This window comes from Mesorhizobium sp. M1295, from assembly GCF_040318135.1.
Taxonomy (GTDB): Bacteria; Pseudomonadota; Alphaproteobacteria; order Rhizobiales; family Rhizobiaceae; genus Mesorhizobium.
Genome location: NZ_JAMYLU010000006.1, coordinates 77,513 through 94,332 on the forward strand (window position 1 = coordinate 77,513; position 16,820 = coordinate 94,332).

15 protein-coding genes are annotated in these 16,820 nt (G+C 62.3%); 6 read left to right on the forward strand and 9 right to left on the reverse strand.

Going from position 1 to position 16,820, the window contains the following annotated elements:
* Positions 1-94: 94 nt before the first annotated feature.
* The gene (locus NKH29_RS11080; protein WP_023720270.1) at positions 95-598 is read left to right on the forward strand and encodes a hypothetical protein; all 504 of its coding nucleotides are present in this window, start codon (positions 95-97) and stop codon (positions 596-598) included.
* A 92-nt stretch (positions 599-690) separates the two neighbouring features.
* Here NKH29_RS11080 and NKH29_RS11085 read toward each other — a convergent pair whose 3' ends face one another.
* Together NKH29_RS11085 and oiaX are read right to left on the reverse strand one after the other, a co-directional pair.
* Positions 691-2,025: a four-carbon acid sugar kinase family protein gene (locus NKH29_RS11085; protein ID WP_352482002.1), complete on the reverse strand. Its 1,335-nt coding sequence runs from the start codon at positions 2,023-2,025 to the stop codon at positions 691-693.
* A 4-nt stretch (positions 2,026-2,029) separates the two neighbouring features.
* Entirely contained in the window at positions 2,030-3,292 is a 1,263-nt protein-coding gene (gene oiaX / locus NKH29_RS11090) for a 3-oxo-isoapionate-4-phosphate decarboxylase OiaX (protein ID WP_352787838.1), read from the reverse strand.
* Positions 3,293-3,475: 183 nt separating this feature from the next.
* On the opposite strand from oiaX, the gene NKH29_RS11095 reads away from it, so the two are divergent.
* Both NKH29_RS11095 and NKH29_RS11100 read left to right on the forward strand, forming a co-directional pair.
* On the forward strand, positions 3,476-4,189 hold the full coding sequence (locus tag NKH29_RS11095) for a transcriptional regulator NanR (RefSeq protein WP_023720267.1): 714 nt from the start codon (positions 3,476-3,478) through the stop codon (positions 4,187-4,189).
* 332 nt (positions 4,190-4,521) lie between these two features.
* Positions 4,522-5,466 (forward strand): GlxA family transcriptional regulator, encoded by a 945-nt coding sequence (locus NKH29_RS11100; RefSeq protein ID WP_352999589.1) that lies wholly within the window; start codon positions 4,522-4,524, stop codon positions 5,464-5,466.
* A 78-nt stretch (positions 5,467-5,544) separates the two neighbouring features.
* Here NKH29_RS11100 and apnL read toward each other — a convergent pair whose 3' ends face one another.
* From apnL to NKH29_RS11135, 7 genes are all read right to left on the reverse strand, one after another.
* Positions 5,545-7,452 (reverse strand): D-apionate lactonase, encoded by a 1,908-nt coding sequence (gene apnL / locus NKH29_RS11105; protein ID WP_352909194.1) that lies wholly within the window; start codon positions 7,450-7,452, stop codon positions 5,545-5,547.
* Positions 7,449-8,483: a Gfo/Idh/MocA family protein gene (locus NKH29_RS11110; RefSeq protein ID WP_352494747.1), complete on the reverse strand. Its 1,035-nt coding sequence runs from the start codon at positions 8,481-8,483 to the stop codon at positions 7,449-7,451. The genes apnL and NKH29_RS11110 overlap by 4 nt, the downstream gene beginning before the upstream one ends.
* A gap of 1 nt (position 8,484) precedes the next feature.
* Complete coding sequence (locus tag NKH29_RS11115; RefSeq protein WP_023720264.1) at positions 8,485-9,549, reverse strand: ABC transporter permease; 1,065 nt, start codon at positions 9,547-9,549, stop codon at positions 8,485-8,487.
* Positions 9,546-11,090, reverse strand: coding sequence for a sugar ABC transporter ATP-binding protein (locus NKH29_RS11120; RefSeq protein WP_352494746.1), 1,545 nt, complete (start codon positions 11,088-11,090; stop codon positions 9,546-9,548). Before NKH29_RS11120 ends, NKH29_RS11115 begins: the two co-directional genes overlap by 4 nt.
* The gene (locus NKH29_RS11125; RefSeq protein ID WP_023720262.1) at positions 11,087-11,740 is read right to left on the reverse strand and encodes a DUF2291 family protein; all 654 of its coding nucleotides are present in this window, start codon (positions 11,738-11,740) and stop codon (positions 11,087-11,089) included. The genes NKH29_RS11120 and NKH29_RS11125 overlap by 4 nt, the downstream gene beginning before the upstream one ends.
* Before the next feature lie 113 nt (positions 11,741-11,853).
* Positions 11,854-12,795 (reverse strand): D-ribose ABC transporter substrate-binding protein, encoded by a 942-nt coding sequence (locus NKH29_RS11130; RefSeq protein ID WP_023675475.1) that lies wholly within the window; start codon positions 12,793-12,795, stop codon positions 11,854-11,856.
* Positions 12,796-13,061: 266 nt separating this feature from the next.
* Complete coding sequence (locus NKH29_RS11135; protein ID WP_023720261.1) at positions 13,062-13,889, reverse strand: phosphogluconate dehydrogenase C-terminal domain-containing protein; 828 nt, start codon at positions 13,887-13,889, stop codon at positions 13,062-13,064.
* 363 nt (positions 13,890-14,252) lie between these two features.
* On the opposite strand from NKH29_RS11135, the gene NKH29_RS11140 reads away from it, so the two are divergent.
* The 3 genes from NKH29_RS11140 (at position 14,253) to NKH29_RS11150 (ending at position 16,756) form a co-directional block, all read left to right on the forward strand.
* Positions 14,253-14,927, forward strand: coding sequence for a DUF2161 domain-containing phosphodiesterase (locus NKH29_RS11140; RefSeq protein ID WP_352999640.1), 675 nt, complete (start codon positions 14,253-14,255; stop codon positions 14,925-14,927).
* Positions 14,928-15,072: 145 nt separating this feature from the next.
* Complete coding sequence (locus NKH29_RS11145; protein ID WP_023720258.1) at positions 15,073-15,498, forward strand: hypothetical protein; 426 nt, start codon at positions 15,073-15,075, stop codon at positions 15,496-15,498.
* 67 nt (positions 15,499-15,565) lie between these two features.
* A complete protein-coding gene (locus tag NKH29_RS11150) occupies positions 15,566-16,756 on the forward strand; it encodes an NADH-quinone oxidoreductase subunit D (RefSeq protein WP_023720257.1) in 1,191 nt (396 codons plus the stop codon).
* Positions 16,757-16,820 lie beyond the last annotated feature (64 nt).

A 16,820-nucleotide genomic window follows, 5' to 3' on the forward strand; every position in this document is an offset into this window, starting at 1 on the left:
GCGCACCAAACGACTTCGTGAATTTCTGCCGGTTGACTCGACTGGCTCACTTCCTAGGTTGGCATTCGGGGCTCCCATGCAATCCGAAGTTGGTATGACATCTTTCCACACACGAAAGCTTGCCCTTCTCGTTCTATCCGTAAGCGCCGCCATCCTGTCCTCCTGCGTCATGCCCGACGACACGTCGAGCACTGCGAAGGAGGACGCCACGGCGGCAGCAGCCCGCAAGGAGATGGTCGGCCTTAGCGAAGCGGATGTTCGAATGTGTGCCGGCTTTCCGACAGCCACCGCCGATGTTGGCAGATCCGGCCAGATCTGGACCTATCAGCGCGTCGTTCAACGCGGCAATCTCAACATTGTGGTTCCGACCGTGGCCATTGGCCCCGTCCCGGCGCTCGGAGGTTCCGTCAACGTCGCCCCCGGCGGCTATTGCAATACGCAAATTCGAATGGTTGACGGCCATGTTGCCGAGGTCGCCTACGCCGGCGACAACAACCTGCCGAACAACCGCGACGGACTCTGTGTCAGCACGGTGGACGCCTGTGTCGCCTATGCCCGTCAGCGCCATCCAGTCAAGGCGATGGGTCGCACGCGGTAACCGGGATCAGACACGCCTCTGATTGATTTGCCGGCTAATGGATGCTGCCGGATCTCGATTTGAGCACCAACGACTTACCTAAATTTCTGCTCTCAACCGCCGATCCCATCACGAATGGCGCAGAAATAGCGGTCGGTTCCGACCTGTCCGCCCTTGAGGGCAATTTCCAGCCCGTCAATCGCCTCGATGCGCGAATGCGCGAGACAAAGCGGCGAGCCCGGCGATGCCGGCAGCGGCATTCGCACCGTCAGCGCATCGACGCCTATCTGGCCAAGTGCGTGGCTCGACGTATCGCCGCCGGCGATGACCACGCGCAGTAGCTTCTCTTGAAGCGTCAATTCGCGGAGAAGCTCGCCAAGGCCGCGGCCAAGCTTATGGCGGGCGCCTTCCTGGAGATCGATTTCAGCACCGCGGTCGGCCGCCGGTCCGAGCGCGGTGTAGAGGATGACGCTGCGCCCGGCCTTCAGGCTGGAGCGGCCGGTTGCAACCGCGCGCGCAATAGCGTCGTTCGAAGCCTCAGAAACCAGTTCGACCGGGTCGATCTCGATCCCGTCGAAGCCATCGGCTAGAGCATGCCGGATCTGCCGTTCCGTCGTCGGCGAGCAGCTCCCCGAGACCACGGCGATCCTGTCGGCAGCTCCCGGCGGCGAAAACGCGAGTTTGGCATCCACGATCCGGTTCGATGCCCATTCGGCCAGCAAGGCATATTCGATGCCTGAAGAGCCGACGACGAAATAACCGCCCGGCCTGCGAGCGCGCCATATCTCCTTGCCGGCAAGCGCCTGGGTTTCCAGGCTGTCGGCATCGAAGAGCACGATGTCTGTGCCATTCTCCACAAGCCGGTCGAATGCTTCCGACCGCGACGCCGATTGCAGCGTCGCCAGGTCGACCAGCCCCGAGCTGAGGTCTGTCTGGCGCGACAGATGGATCAGCAGGTCGGATTCGTCCATCGGCGTGGTCGGATGGCGGCTCATCACGGGATGGCGATCGATACGGAAATATTTGTCGCGGTAGGCCGCGAAGAGATGACCGAAGGCGGTGTAGCGCTTCAGCTGCGGCGCGCCGACCACCAGCGGCACGCCGCCTTGCCGGAAAACCGAGCGGCCGATCTCGATCGCCCGGCCGATGCTGCCGATTGCCGGGCTGGAATCGAAGGTCGAGCAGACCTTGTAGTGGCAGATCTCGGCGTTGAGGGTCTTCAGCCAGGCGAAGGCATCTCGCAGATGCGTGTCCATCCACTGCGGCGTCTCGCTTCTGCTGGTGCCGGCCAGCCCGATGGCGCGGCAATGCGCAAATTGCGAAAGCAGCGCCTCGTCCGGCTGCCGCATGAACAGCACGGTCGGCACGCCGCCGAGCTCGAGCGCCTCCATCACATCGGTCGAGCCGGTCAGGTCGTCGCCATAATAACTCAGAAGCAGGTTTTGCATGGCGTCAGGCCGCCTTGCCGTCGCCGAACTTCTCGATCGACCGCGCCAGCTCGACATGGCTCAAGGCATAATCCGCCAACGGGATGTCTTGGACCGCCGCCTTCCAGGCCTGCTGCACGGCGCGCACGCCGGCGCCCGGCCCGTCCGGGTGGCTGACGATGCCGCCGCCGCAGAGATAGAGAAGATCGACCGTCCGGCCGGTTCGCTGGAAGGTTTCAGGCGCCTGCCCGCCCCACTGGCCGGAGCCGGCGACCGGCAATGCGCAATCGGCCGGCGAAAAGATCGGCGTGGTCACCGCCTTGAAGGATTCGACGAAGGACCAGTCGGGTTCCCAGTATTTCGAGGCGATGCCATTGATCTGGAATTGGTCGACGCCGAGCAGCCGCCAGAACTGCTGCCAGACCTTGAAGTCCATGCCGAGGCCAGGATGACGGGTGAGAATGTCCCAGCCATTGCGGTGGGCATGGAGCACCAGGCTGGAGCGCTTTCGGAGGTAAGCCATGCCGCCAAAACCGATCGAATTGATGTTGACCACAGCACAATTGCCGCCGGCCTTTGCCACCAGGTCGTGGTTTCGCATCATCTCGTCGGGATCGGCATGTGAGATGCCAAAGGCATACATGACCTTCTTGCCGGTCTTCTGCTCGTGGTCGAGGATCAGCGGCATAATTGCCCTCACCCGCTCCGACAGTGGTGAATAGGCCGGGCTCATCAGCTTCTCGTCGTCCTTGATGAAATCGACGCCGGCGGCAATCAGCTCTTGCACCATTGCGGCCGTCTCGGGCGGGCGGAGCCCCAGCGCCGGCTTGACGATGGTCCCGATGATCGGACGATCCGCGACACCGGTCAGCCTGCGGCTGCCCGTGACGCCGAATTGCGGGCCCGGATGCGCGCCCCGGTACTCCTCGGGTAGCCTCATGTCGACGACCCGGATACCGGACAGGCCCTTGATCGAAAAAGTGCCGCCGATGGCGATGGTCATCAACGCCGACAAGTCGGTGCCGATGGCGTCTAGCGGAAACGCGATGTCGACGTCGGCGCGCTTGACCGGGCCATTGCGCGCTTCGGGACCGGTTTCGGGAACAGACGGCCGATCCGCATCCGGCAGATGCCGTATCGCCAGGACTCGCGCCGCGACCCTGGCCTTGAGCTCTTCGGTCTCGCCGGCCAGCGCGACGAAGGTTCCGGTCGACTGGTCGCTTGCGATCTTGGCCGCCAGCGCCTCGATATTGCCGGGCGTTTCGATGCAATAGGTGAGAACAATCATATTCGCGCGGCCTGCCGGGGTGGTTCGAAAAAGGTTCCTTGGCCCTTGAAATCTGGTATAATGAGTACATAAGCTTTGCAAGCCCTATCCGGCTGGGCAGGGCCGGGCGAGCCGGCAGCAGGCGTTCCGGAATTCACGCCGGAAATGCTAGATAGGGGCCGGTCAAAGGAGTGATTCGCGACGATGAACCGTTCGGAGCCGATCGTCCGGCGCAAGCTTTCCGACGAAGTATTCTTGAGACTGAAGCGCCTGATCACCAGCGGCGAATTGCTGCCGGGTGACGACATGCCATCGGAGCGCGAATTGATGGAGCGCTTCGAGGTCGGCAGGCCGGCGATCCGCGAGGCAATGCAGGCGTTGAGCAATATGGGCCTCGTCGCGATCTCGCATGGCGAGCGGGCGAAAGTGCTGCAGCTGACCGCCAAGTCGATCATCAAACAGGTCGACGGCGCCGCCAAGATCATCCTGTCGTCGTCGAAGGACACGCTGGAGCACCTCAAGAACGCGCGTATCTTCTTCGAGCGCGGCATGGTCAGGGAAGCCGCGGAGAAGGCAACCGCCGAGGACGTGCAGCGGTTGCGCGCAACGGTTGCAGAGCAGCGCAGCCATCGTGGCGACTCGGAAGCCTTCATATCCGCCGACATGAAATTCCACACCCAGATCTCGGCAATATCCGGCAATCCGATCTATGTCGCCGTCAGCGAGGCAATGCTTGGCTGGCTAAAGGAATACCACACCGAAATGCTGATCTGGACCGGCAAGGAAAAGTTCACGCTGACCGAGCACGAAGAGATCATCGGACGCATCGAAGCCAAGGATGCGGATGGCGCCGAGAAGGCGATGATCAAGCACCTCGAACGCTCGCGTGCGCTTTACGTGATGAACTCCGGCAGCTGAAAACCAAGAGCAAGGTCCCGACCGGCCTAGCGGCCGGCTTGCTCTCGGCTTACTGACTGACCACAGATCAGCCTGAGCCCGGACCGACGCAGTTTTCTGTTGCCCTTTGAATCCGATGTATTTGCCGCGTGTTTTCATTCAACGATTTCAGCATTTGCATCTTCCCAGCCATGGATTTCCGCGGCCCGCTTTCGTCAGCAAGCCCGCATAGGCCCTCCTGGAGCCCCTCGCGCTTGTTCTGGAATTGGCAATTTTTGCAAAGACTATGCTAAGCTTGCCATCCACGAGAACGACACTGGAGTACCGCAATGGCTGTCAGGAGCCTCCACGTTGTGATCTGGCTGCCGTCGAATTTCTATTCAGCCGTCGTCTCGACGCTCGTGGAAATGTTTCAGCTTGTGAATGACGTCTGCCGTTCGCAGGTTCTCTCCTGTGAGTTCGTTTCAAGGAGCGCGCCGTCGGCATCAAGCACCGGAATTTCCTTCCCGACAAAGGCTCAACCATCCCGGAAAGTGGATGTCCTGATTCTCATTGCCATGCCGGGTGTCGAGATTCCGGAGCTTCTGCGCTCGCTCGACGAGGAGAGTGAACATTCAAAACCGCTGATCGCGCTCGCGCAGCAGCAGGACGCAATCATCGCAGCGCATTGCGGCGCGTGTTATCTGCTCGCCAATTCGGGATTATTGGACGGTAAACGCGCGACGATATCCTGGTGGCTGAGAGCCGAGGCAAGCCGCCGGTTTCCGCAAGTGCGATGGGACGCTTCCCGCCTCCTCATTCGCCAGGACCGCCTCTACACATGCGGAGGCGGGTTTTCCGGACTCGAACTCGCCAGGGCTTTGCTGATCGATCTGGGCTTCTCGAAGGAAGAGCGGATCATTCGAAAACTTCTGGTTCTCCCGCCGCCGCGCACATTCCAGAGTCCCTACGAATTTTCCCTCGATGGAATTTCGAACGGGGCCAGCCCATTCGAGGACAAGTTGCGTGAGCTCTCGAAAGACAAGATGTCGGAAATCGATTTGAAATTTCTCGCAACCGAATTGGCGATGTCTTCGCGAACCCTGTCTCGCAGGTTTTTCGACGAGTTCCAGACAACGCCGGGAAAATGGATTCAGGAAAGGCGGCTGGAGTTGGCAAAATCCATGCTTGAGGAAACGAAACTGAGCGTTTCAGAAATTTGCTATCGGGTGGGATATCAGGACGTCGCCTCGTTCAGCCGTCTTTTTTCCAAGACAACTGGAATGGCGCCAGGCGAGTTTCGAAAGCAAATCCGGTGACAAGCCGGCAGCGGAAATGCTGCGGCTAGGGGCAACCGTTGCGGAATTGCGGCGATTCATGAACCCCGGCATATGACTTCAGCCGATCCGGACGATTGCGTAAGGCGTCATCACAAGACGGTCTCGGCCCGACGCGTCGCGCTGAATCTGGCGTGACGTTCGTCCATCCCAGATCTTCAGAAAACCCTGATCGGAGCCGAGCCCGGAAACATCGACTAAAACGTCGTCAGGGGTAAGGTTCGTCAGCCAGACGATGATCTTGCCTGTCTGGGTGCGGCTGGCCAGTCCGAGCACCCGCGTCTCATCGGTCGTTGCTGCCGCCATGTGCGCATGGCCGGCCAGTTCGCAAAGTCCTTTCACCGCGTGGAAAATCGGCCGGCGTGTACCTTCTTCGACCGGTTCGTCCGACGAGGCCAGCACGCCGAATGGCCCGGTGAAGCTGCAGAGCGTGAGCATTTCGAGCCCGGCAGGGGCGAGGCGTGCGGCATAGCCGATCGTCCACGCAGCCCCGAACAGTCCGGCATGGCGAGGGTCGCGGTCGGCCATGGCAATGCGCTGACTGTCGGGATTGGCCTTGGTCGCGCCGCCATAAGGGTTCTGGCGCATGGCAATGGTCGACGGCCCGATCCGATAAGGTTTTGTTCCGAAGATCGCCCGTACAGACGCCGCGATGAAAGGCAGCGCCTCCAGCGATTGCATGACGCTGAGATCGTCGGCGGCATGCACGATGGGGCAAGTGCAATGCGTGACGAAATCGAGCGGGTCGGCCGGCACACGCTTGCGGTTGAGTTCGGTGAAATAGCTGAACATGCCGCCGCCGAGGCGGATGTCGGGAAAGGCACGCCGCGCCGCGGCATAGACGTCTTCGAGCGGCAGGCATTGCGGCCACGCGCTGCCCGGTGGCGTCGACTGCCGGTCGACCGAGGGCGAGACGGCAATGGCCGAAAGCTTGAGCCCGGCCTGGCGCACCCTGTCGGCGACGCCTGAAAGCTCGGCGTCGAGATCGCCGTCGCCGGCAATGACACATTCGAGCGTTGTCCGGACCGGATAGGCGGCGGCGAGCCGGGCGTAGGATCGCAAGGCATCGAGCTCGTGGCCGCGCGTCGGGTCATAGTGGAACATCAATTGTTGCGGACCAAGCTCGGACAGCACCGACAGCTTGCCCAGCACCGCCTCGACCTCATCCGGGTAGATGATCACGCCAACGTCCGGCAACACCGGTCCGGCTTGGCCGAGCGTGACACGGATCGGTTCGGCGCTTGCCGCGGCAGCCGGCACTTTCCCGCGGCCCTCCATCCGCAAGCTGATGGTTTGGCGGAAGGTTTTGCCGGCAGGCAGCACATAGGGCCATGGCAGCGCCAGCGGCCGGACATAGGTCTTGTAGGAGGCATCTGACCAGTTGCGCTGGTCCTCCATCTCGAAAGTATCGCCTTGCATCCGGCATTCGGCGCTGACGCCCGGCCGGACCTCATGGGTGATCGCCCGCAGATTCTTGAACGGCTGCCAGGGATCGATCAGCTCTGGAAGCCGCGTCGCGACCACGCTGCCATCGGTATGCTCGACCGTGACCGGGCGGCCGGCCAGGCCGGCGATCGGATGCAGGATGCAGAAACCACAGCGATTTGTTTCGAAATCGCTGTCGGGAAGTGCGCTCACGTCGAAGACCAACTGGCCATCGGCGGAGCCCTTGATGGTCGCACCGAAGCCGAGTCGGCTGCCGTCCGGTGCCTGGCAACTTGCCGAATAGCTGACCGAAAATGCCTCGGCATCTTGCTCGATGGCAAGGTTGGTGAGCGCCGGCTCGTAAGTGCCCCAGTCGCGATCCCTGACGATGTAGGCGATGGCGCGCAGAACTTCGGTGCTGCCATGCCGAATGGTGCGCAGATTGCCGTTGACGAAGTCCGCCGTCAGCGCGCCGGCGCGCAGCCTGACCGGTTCGACTTCAACTGCACGTGTGCCGTAGAGGAGGAAGGCGTCGGCTGTCATTTCAGCAAGGCGTCGAGTTGCACCGGTTCGCGGCTTGCGGCGCCGGCATAGGCCGCCTCGACCAGCGCCAATGTCTTGAGGTTGTCCGCGCCCGAGGTCGCGGGCTCGGTTACGTTGGTCAAGCAATCGACCCAATGCTTTTGAATGGCGACGACGCTTTCCTGGATGTTGTGCCACGGCCGCGATGCCCAGGGCAGCAGCGGTGGCGAGACGTCGCTGACAGCCGTCCCGCTCATGCCGGTGACGGTGAGGCGGTAGCCCTGCGCCAGCCGGATCGTGCCCTCGCTGCCGTCGATCTCGATCAGCGTCTCGGGGAACGGTTCTGTCGCGAGCTTGGTCGCATAGCTGCAGTCGACCACCGAAGTGGCGCCGCTCGTGTGGTCCATCAGCATCGTCGCAACGTCCTCGCCGGCAATGCCAGGGTTGATGCGCGCCGTTCGCGCGGTGACCGTCGAGACGTCGCCCAGCAGAAAGCGGGCGATGTCGAGGATGTGGATGCCGAGGTCTTCGATAATGAAGCGCTTTCCCGTCGCCAGATAGGGCTGGCCGGAAAACACGTCATAGGCAGAGCGGAACGAGATCCGTCCGAAAAAGGGGGTGCCGATTTCGCCGCTGTCGAGCACGGTACGCACCGCCTGGATCGGCGACTGCCAACGAAAATTTTCGTGCACCATCAGCGGCACACCGGCGACGGCGCATGCCTTCACTATCGCCTTGGCGTCGGCAAGCGTCGGCGCGAACGGTTTTTGGCAGATTCCCGGGACGCCGTGCTGCGCCGCCATCTCGACGAGGGGACGGTGGCTCGGCGCGGTGGTGGCGATGTCGACGAAATCCAACCTTTCGCCGGCAAACAGTGCTGCCGCGTCGGTATAGCGCCGCGCGACCCCGAACTGGTCGCCGACGATCCTCAACCGGTCCGGATCGCGGTCGCAGATGGCAGCGATCGAGGCACCCTCTATGTCGCGCCAGGCATGCATCTGGTTGACGGCGAAGAAGCCGCAGCCGATCAGCGCTCCCCGCAGTTCCGTCATGTCAGCCGGCCTTTGCCATCTGCATCAGCGTCACCCGGCTCTGCAGCCGGCGCTGTGCCTGGTCGACGACGACGGCGACGATGATGACGAGGCCCTTGATCACCATCTGCCAGAACGAGCTCACCCCCATCATCACCAGCCCGTCCGAAAGAATGCCGATGACGAAGGCGCCGACAATGGTGCCGCCAATGGTGCCGCGTCCGCCCGACATCGAGGTGCCGCCGAGCACTGCCGCGGCAATGGCGTTGAGTTCGAAGCTCTCTCCGGTCGCCGGATGCGAGGCCATCAGTTCGGACGAGATGATCAGTCCGACGATCGCCGCGCAGAAACCGGAGAACATGTAGACGAACATCTTCACCATGTTGACGCGGACGCCCGAAATCCGCGCCGCCCGCTCGTTGCCGCCAACGGCGAAAATGTGGCGGCCGAGCGGGGTGTACTTGGCGAGATAGGCGGCCCCTAATGCAACAACGAGCAAAATCCACAGCGCGACGGGCAGGCCGAGCAACCGGCCGGCGCCGAGAAAGCCGAATCCGGTGGTGCCAAGCTCCGGCTTGCCGACGAGATTGGGGAAGGTGCGCCCGTCGGACGACAGCAGCGCCAGGCCGCGCGCGACATAGAGCACGCCGAGCGTGGCGATGAACGGCGCAACGTTAAGCCTGGTGATCAGCAAGCCGTTGACGGCGCCGATCAATATGCCGACGGCAAGCGTGATCAGCGCGATCTCGAAGACGTTGAAATAGATGGTATAGCCGACCTGCAGGTCGATGCCGTTGAGCACGAGATAGCCGGCCACCATGCCGCACAGGCCGACGATCGAGCCGACCGACAGGTCGATGCCGCCGGTGATGATGACAAAGGTCATGCCCATTGCGAGGAATGCGTTCAGCGCCACGTGCTTCGACATCAGGATAAGATTGGCGGCCGAGAGGAAATTGGGGGCAGCTATCGAGAAGAACAACAGCACGGCGATCAGCGCGATGAACGTCCTCGCCTTCATCAGCGTCAGCAGGACCGAGCCGCTCGAAAGGGAGGTGACCGCCGCCTTGGCTGGAATGTCAGTCATGCGCCTTGCTCTCCGTGCGGGACCGGTCCGTGGCCGAGCGCCGAGGCAGCGACGATTGCGGCCTCTGTCGCCTCGGCGCGGTCGAACGTACCAGTCAATTTTCCATTGCTCATCACCGCGATGCGGTCTGACAACGCCATCACCTCATCGAGGTCCGAGGTGGCAAACAGGATCCCCAGGCCGTCGCGCGACAGCTTGCGCATGGTGCGGAACACGTCGGCCTTGGCGCCGACGTCGATGCCGCGGCTCGGCTCGTCCATCAGCAGCACCTTCGGTCCGGTGAGCAGCGCCTTGCCGATCACCACCTTCTGCTGGTTGCCGCCCGATAGCGACGAGACTTCCTGCGCCGGATCGGCGACCTTGATCGCCAATTCGCGCACGGTCTGGGCCACCGCCTGTCGTTCGGCGGCACCACGAATGTGGAACAGGCGCACGAAACGCGACAGGCTGGCCAGCGTCAGATTGCTGGCGACGGAGAGGGTCGACACCAGCCCTTCGCGCTGGCGGTCTTCGGGGATCAGCGCCAGGCCGCGGCGGATGCGTCGCGTCGTGTCCCGCTCGTGCACTTTTTTGCCGGCAATGAATATCGTTCCGGTCGAATGGCCGTGACGGCCCATGATGCAGTCGAACAGCTCGCTGCGTCCGGCTCCCATCAGCCCGTAGATGCCGAGGATTTCACCGGCGCGCAGCGACAGCGAGACGTGGTCGACCGCGAGCCCGCCGGTGACACGCGGCAGGCAAATGTCCTCGGCACGGAATATCTCTTCGCCCGGAACATGGCCGTCGGCCTTGGCGAAGTCCTTGGCGTCGGAGCCGATCATCTGCCGCACGATCCACTGGGTATCGACGTCTTTCATCTCCGCCTGGCCGGTGATGCGCCCATCGCGCAGCACGGTGATGGTGTCGCCGATGCGGATCAGTTCCTCGAGCCGATGCGAGATGTAGACGATTGCCACGCCGCGCGCCTTGAGGTCGGCAATCACCTTGAACAGGATCTCGACTTCCGCCGCGCTGAGCGCCGAGGTCGGTTCATCCATGATCAGGATGCGCGCATCGAGCGAAACCGCCTTGGCGATCTCGACCAGTTGTTGCTGGCCGATGCGCAGATCCTCGACCAGCATGTCGGGCCGGATGCCGGCTTCCAGGCGTTCAAGGAACTCCGCCGCGCGGCGCTCCTGCTCTTTGCGGTCGATCTTGCGGAAGCGGTTGGTGATCTCGCGGGTGGCGAAAATATTTTCGGCGACAGTCAGATTGCCGAACAGGTTCAGCTCCTGGAACACCATGCCGATGCCGCGATTCACCGCATCCCCGGATGACGAGAAGGAAACCTCCTCGCCGTCCAGCAGAATGCGCCCGAGTGTCGGCTGCTCGACGCCCGCGATGATCTTCATCAGCGTCGATTTGCCGGCTCCGTTTTCGCCGACCAGCACGTTGACCGCGCCCTTGCGCACCTCGAAATTCGCGCGCTTGACCGCGACGGTGCCGGAATAGACCTTCGAGACATCCTCCAGCTTCAGGATGACATCTTGATCGCCGCTCATGGCTTCGGCCCGATCTCTGCCTCCGCCGGCGTCACCAGCGGCAGGTCCTGGCCACTGCCCGGCGTATAGGCGCCGAGGATCTTGACGCTGCGGCCCTCGAGTGCCTCGCGCGGCAGCTTGGAAAGTACGGTCTTGTCGGCATAGGCGTTGAACGACTTGCCGAACTGGGCGAAGTCGATCTGATTGGTGAAATCGTTGAACTGGATGAAGTCGAGGCTGTCGCGCAGGGCGGTCCCACGCATGGCGGGGCCGATCTGCACCCGCGCATCGGCCTTGCCGTCGCCGTCGGCATCGACATCCATCGTCGCCGCACGTGACTGTGTGTTGGCTGCAACGACCTTGCCCTCGAGCCGAACGGCGAAGGTCCACGGCGAATTCGCCTGCTTTTTCGGGTTGCCGTATTTGGCGCCGGCAGCGGCGGGATCGGCCTTGGCCAAGGCATGCACCTCGGGAAACGGCCCGGCCTTCTGCTGCAGATAGGGTATCACTTTCGCCGCCCAGATGTCCTCGACCATCTTGTCGGGATTGAACGCGGAGCCAGTGCCGCCGTTTTCCGCCGACGGCGTCGGCAAGATCTTGCAGGCGGTCAGGCTGACTATTGCTGCGAGGAACAACGCGACAAAGATCGGCCGGGTCAGCGTGTTGAACATGTCGGCTCGTTCGGCATGGCGGTGAGGAGCACCCAGAGAAATGGAAGCAAGGGCGAAATGGAAGCAAGGGACGAACCGGAGGCTCGTCCCTTGCTGCCTGATGTTACGCCGGCTCAGTTGGTGAGCGCGAACGTCTCGAGCTTGGCGGCATTGTCGCCATTGACCAGGACGCAGTCCATCAGCTGCTTTTCTTCGGCGGGAGACTTCTTGTTCTTGATGAAGTCGTTGGCCTGCTCGACCGCCATCTGCGCCTGCGCGAAGGCCGGCTGCAGGACCGTCGCCTTGATGCCGCCGGAGGTGATCGAGTCGCGCACGTCGTTCGACCCGTCGAAGCCGACGACGATGACGTCCTTGCGGCCGGCAGCCGCGAGTGCCGCATAGGCGCCCATCGCCATCGTGTCGTTGCCGGAGATCACGCCCTTGATATCGGGATTGGCCTGGAGGATCGATTCCATCTTTGAATAGGCCTCGGTCTGGCTCCAATTGGCCGACTGCTGCGCCACCATCTTCAGGTCCGGATAGTCGTCGATGACGTCGTGGTAACCCTTGGAGCGGATGCCGGCATTGGTGTCGGATTCCTTGCCGACGAGCTCGACGAAATTACCCTTCTCGCCCATCAGCTTGACGAATTCCTGCGCGCCGAGCTGGGCGCCCTGATAGTTGTTGGAGACGATCTGCGCGACGGCAACGCCGGTGGCATTGATCTCGCGATCGATCAGGAATGAAGGAACACCTGCGTCCTTGGCCTTCTGCACGGCGGCAACGGTGGCGTCGGCGCCGGCATTATCGAGGATGATTGCCTTGGCGCCGCGGCCGATCGCCGTGTCGATAAGTTCGGACTGCTTGTTGGCATCGTCGTCATGGACGAGCACCAGCGCCTCGTAGCCGAGTTCCTTGGCCTTGGCCTCTGCGCCGACAGCTTCCGCCTTGAAGAACGGATTGTCATGCGAGGGCGTGATGATGGCGATCAGATCCGCCGCATAGGCGGGTGCGGCCGTGCCAAGCGCCAGCATGCCGGCGAAAGCCGCAAGCGTCATTCTGCGTGTCAGTTTCATGTATTCCTCCCGTTGAAAACCCGTGCCTTGATCCCAAGGCTATATGCATTCAATTCGTTAGCCAGCGCGGATCGCGGCTCGCGTCAGGTTCACAAGCCCTTTGCCGGCTTCACCTCGATCGATCGTCTCCCCGCTATCCTCCACTCGTCCCAGGCCCTGAGCTTGCTGCGAAGCTTGACGGTCCGAGCCATCGAACAGCTAAGCTAACTGGTATGATGAGTCAATGACAATTTCAGGTGATATGTTCCGGAAGACGCGTCGCGCCCTCAGGTGATGCGCTGAATGCTCGCGGCAATCTCCTCCGGCTCGAACACCCGCTTCCAGTCATCGCGCATCAGCACCGGCTTGCCGAACTCTATCGCCTTGTTGCAGGCGTCGGAGAACACGCCTTTGGTCTCGCCGAAGATGACGGCGCCAAGCACGTTCATATGGCCAAGCAGGAAGTCGAGCGCCGCCTGCTTGTCGACCCCGCGCGCCACCACCTCGTCGACGGCCTCCTTCATGACGACGAGCAGCGAAGCGCATACCGTTTCCGAAAGGCCGGGCTCGAGCAGCGCCATTTGATCGACAGTGACGCGATGCGAGCGCATGACCGGGGCCCAGATGATCTTGGCGATCGCCTCACCCTTGGCGAAATCTTCCTCCGGTCCCTGCATCAAGGCGCTGACCATGTGCTGCTTGGCCTTGACGCCGCCGAAATAGTCCTTCTTGGCCGCCATGTCGGTCTCGTCGTTGAAGATCGGCGGGTGGCACGGGTGGGTGACGAAATAGGTCAGGTCCGGTCGCTGCGGCAAATGCCCGGCGAAAGGTGCCGCGGCGTCGAGCACGACGACCATCGTGCCTGATGGAAGCTTGCTCTCGATGCTCGCCGCGACCTTGCCGATATGCGTATCCGGCACCGCCAGGATCACCACATCAGCGCCATCAAGCGCCTCATCGGCGCTGACGGCATCGATGCCGAGGCCCGACTTCAGCCGCTCGCGGCCGGCGTCGCCGACCTCGACATGGCGTACCGTATAGGGAGATCCGCGAAAATTGGTCGACAGGCGGTAACCCATTTTGCCGCCAGCACCAAACAGCGCAATCGTTGTCATTGTCCGTTACTCCTGATTTCCAACGACCGCCCTGCCGATCGTCATCCCATTGACTTGTATGCACATTGCCGCCGGCTGGCGGATTAGAAAAGGCGGGGAGCCGCCGCTCAAATGACGATGCCTGGACGATGTCCCGGGCGCTCGGATGTCCAGCACAGCGCAGCTATGCGGGGCAATGCTACCTCAGGTACATATTATACCAGCATACCAAATTGGCAAGCGGCCGTGGCACGGCTCTGCGCCACCGGCGAGCCGCAGCAATCGCTTGGGTTTGGCCGTCGTTTACCTCCTGTTCAATGGCAATGAGCGATCATCGCGCTGAACTGCCAATCGGGCGGGATGATTCGCAGCGAACAAAGGCCCATGCTCGAGACTTCACTCTACAGCCCGGTCAAGACCTTCCTCGAAGGCCTGGGATTCATGGTCAAGGGCGAGATCGGCGGCTGCGATCTGCTGGCGCTGAGTGCCGACTCTCCACCGATCGTCGTCATCTGCGAGCTAAAGCTGAAGTTCAATCTCGAGCTGGTCCTTCAGGGCGTCGACCGTATGGCGGTGAGCCACGAGGTCTGGCTCGCAGCATGCATGTCGGGCCGTGGCAAAGGCCGTGAGAGCGATGTGAGGTATCGCAATCTCTGCCGTCGCCTCGGCTTTGGCCTGCTTGGCGTGCGGACGAACGGCGAGGTTCAGGTGCTGCTCAGCCCGACGGCATTGGCTCCGCGTAGGGATTCCCGGCGCCGCTCGAAACTAATCGACGAACATCGGCGTCGGCAGGGCGATCCTGTCGCCGGCGGCGGCTCGCGTGCGCCGATCATGACCGCCTATCGCCAGCAGGCCCTGGCATGCGCCGCAGCACTCGCGGACGGCCCAAAGCGGCCGCGTGACTTGAAGCCCAACCTGCCGAACGCGCCCAAAATCCTGCTGCACAACGTGTATCGCTGGTTCGCGCGCACCGATCGCGGGATCTACGAACTGACCACTCAGGGCCGTGAAGCATTGCAGCGCTGGCCGCAGCCCCATCGCAGCCACACCGCTGGCTGAGACAGGCAACGCCGGATTTCGCGCTCGCTTCCGCGACAATCACGGCTTCGGCAAGACTGCAACCTCCGTGACGGAACCATATTTCGACACGAGGGTTGTGTCGTCACCGAATTGATCGTCCCTGAGCAAAACGGAAGGAAAGGCCATGCGGCTATCGACGACAATTGCCACACTCTCGGCACTGGCTCTTGCCTCGCCGGTCTATGCGCAATCCGTGGGACCAGAGCTTGCCCCTGTCCCGCCGACGGCCCCGCAAACCCTGCCAGAGCAAGCCACGCCCGAAGGGGCCACTCCCGACCAGGCTACACCTGACCAAGCCTTCTCCGCCCAGAATTTCACCGCAGTGACAATCGTGGCGATGGAGGATCTGCCTCCTGACATCAAGGCACAGGCGGAGGCCGTCGTCACCCAGACCAGCGCCGAGGATTTGCGTATCCTGCAAAGTTCGATCGACGCATCGCCGCAGGCGGCATCGGCACTGGCGGCGAACGGGCTTAATTCCACGCAGGTCGTGGCCGCCAATATCGACGGCGACGGCACGCTGACGCTGATCATCCAGACGACGACGTGAGCGGATGAAAGCGGACAAGCCGGTTCCGGCATGGAACCGAAGCCCGCCTGGATCGCGGAGGACTGTCATGGCCGAGGCTGCAGTTCGCAACTTCACCATCAATTTCGGGCCACAACATCCCTCCGCTCACGGCGTCCTGCGGCTGGTGCTCGAACTCGACGGCGAGATCGTGGAACGCGCCGATCCCCACATCGGCCTGCTGCATCGCGGCACCGAAAAGCTCATCGAGTACAAGAACTACCTGCAGGCCCTGCCCTATTTCGACCGGCTCGACTACGTCGCGCCGATGAACCAGGAGCACGCATTCTGTCTCGCCGCCGAGAAGCTCCTTGAAATATCGGTTCCGAAGCGTGGGCAACTCATTCGCGTGCTTTTCTGCGAAATAGGCCGGCTTCTGTCGCACCTCCTCAACGTCACCACCCAAGCCATGGACATCGGCGCGCTGACGCCGCCGCTCTGGGGTTTCGCCGAACGCGAGAAGCTGATGGTCTTTTACGAGCGCGCGTCCGGCGCCCGCATGCACGCGAATTATTTCAGGGTCGGCGGCGTGCATCAGGATCTGCCGCCGGAGCTCCTCGACGACATCTGGAATTTCTGCGATCCGTTTCTCAAGGTCTGCGACAATCTCGAAGGGCTGTTGACCGAAAACCGCATTTTCAAGCAGCGCAATGTCGATGTCGGCGTGATCGGCCTTGACGATGCCTGGGCCTGGGCCTTCTCCGGCGTGATGGTGCGCGGATCGGGCGCCTCCTGGGATCTGCGCAAGGCGCAGCCATACGAATGCTATCCGGAGATGGATTTCGATATCCCGGTCGGCAAGCATGGCGACTGCTACGACCGCTATCTCGTACGCATGGAGGAAATGCGCCAGTCGGTCCGGATCATGCGGCAATGTCTGGAAAAGTTGCGCTCACCCGAAGGCCAGGGGCCGGTCGCGATCCCGAACCGCAAGATCACGCCGCCGCCGCGTGCCACGATGAAGCGCTCGATGGAAGCGACGATCCACCACTTCAAACTTTATACAGAAGGCATTCGCGTGCCGCGCGGTGAAGTCTATGCCGCCGTCGAGGCGCCGAAGGGCGAGTTCGGCGTCTACCTCGTATCGGACGGAGGCAACATTCCCTACCGATGCAAGATCCGCGCACCTTCCTTCGCCCACCTGCAGGCGATGGATTTCCTGTCCCGAGGCCATATGATCGCCGATGTTGCCGCGATCATCGGCTCGCTCGACATTGTGTTTGGAGAGATCGACCGCTAGGGCGGATCGAAGGGTGTTTGGAGAGATCGATCGCTAGAGCGGATCGAAGGGTGTTTGGAGAGAT

Bases quoted from the DNA above. Each gene is read 5' to 3' on its own strand.
- NKH29_RS11080 (WP_023720270.1), top strand. From the start codon at position 95: ATGACATCTTTCCACACACGAAAGCTTGCCCTTCTCGTTCTATCCGTA.
- NKH29_RS11085 (WP_352482002.1), bottom strand. From the start codon at position 2,025: ATGCAAAACCTGCTTCTGAGTTATTATGGCGACGACCTGACCGGCTCG.
- oiaX (WP_352787838.1), bottom strand. From the start codon at position 3,292: ATGATTGTTCTCACCTATTGCATCGAAACGCCCGGCAATATCGAGGCG.
- NKH29_RS11095 (WP_023720267.1), top strand. From the start codon at position 3,476: ATGAACCGTTCGGAGCCGATCGTCCGGCGCAAGCTTTCCGACGAAGTA.
- apnL (WP_352909194.1), bottom strand. From the start codon at position 7,452: ATGACAGCCGACGCCTTCCTCCTCTACGGCACACGTGCAGTTGAAGTC.
- NKH29_RS11110 (WP_352494747.1), bottom strand. From the start codon at position 8,483: ATGACGGAACTGCGGGGAGCGCTGATCGGCTGCGGCTTCTTCGCCGTC.
- NKH29_RS11115 (WP_023720264.1), bottom strand. From the start codon at position 9,549: ATGACTGACATTCCAGCCAAGGCGGCGGTCACCTCCCTTTCGAGCGGC.
- NKH29_RS11120 (WP_352494746.1), bottom strand. From the start codon at position 11,090: ATGAGCGGCGATCAAGATGTCATCCTGAAGCTGGAGGATGTCTCGAAG.
- NKH29_RS11125 (WP_023720262.1), bottom strand. From the start codon at position 11,740: ATGTTCAACACGCTGACCCGGCCGATCTTTGTCGCGTTGTTCCTCGCA.
- NKH29_RS11130 (WP_023675475.1), bottom strand. From the start codon at position 12,795: ATGAAACTGACACGCAGAATGACGCTTGCGGCTTTCGCCGGCATGCTG.
- NKH29_RS11135 (WP_023720261.1), bottom strand. From the start codon at position 13,889: ATGACAACGATTGCGCTGTTTGGTGCTGGCGGCAAAATGGGTTACCGC.
- NKH29_RS11140 (WP_352999640.1), top strand. From the start codon at position 14,253: ATGCTCGAGACTTCACTCTACAGCCCGGTCAAGACCTTCCTCGAAGGC.
- NKH29_RS11145 (WP_023720258.1), top strand. From the start codon at position 15,073: ATGCGGCTATCGACGACAATTGCCACACTCTCGGCACTGGCTCTTGCC.
- NKH29_RS11150 (WP_023720257.1), top strand. From the start codon at position 15,566: ATGGCCGAGGCTGCAGTTCGCAACTTCACCATCAATTTCGGGCCACAA.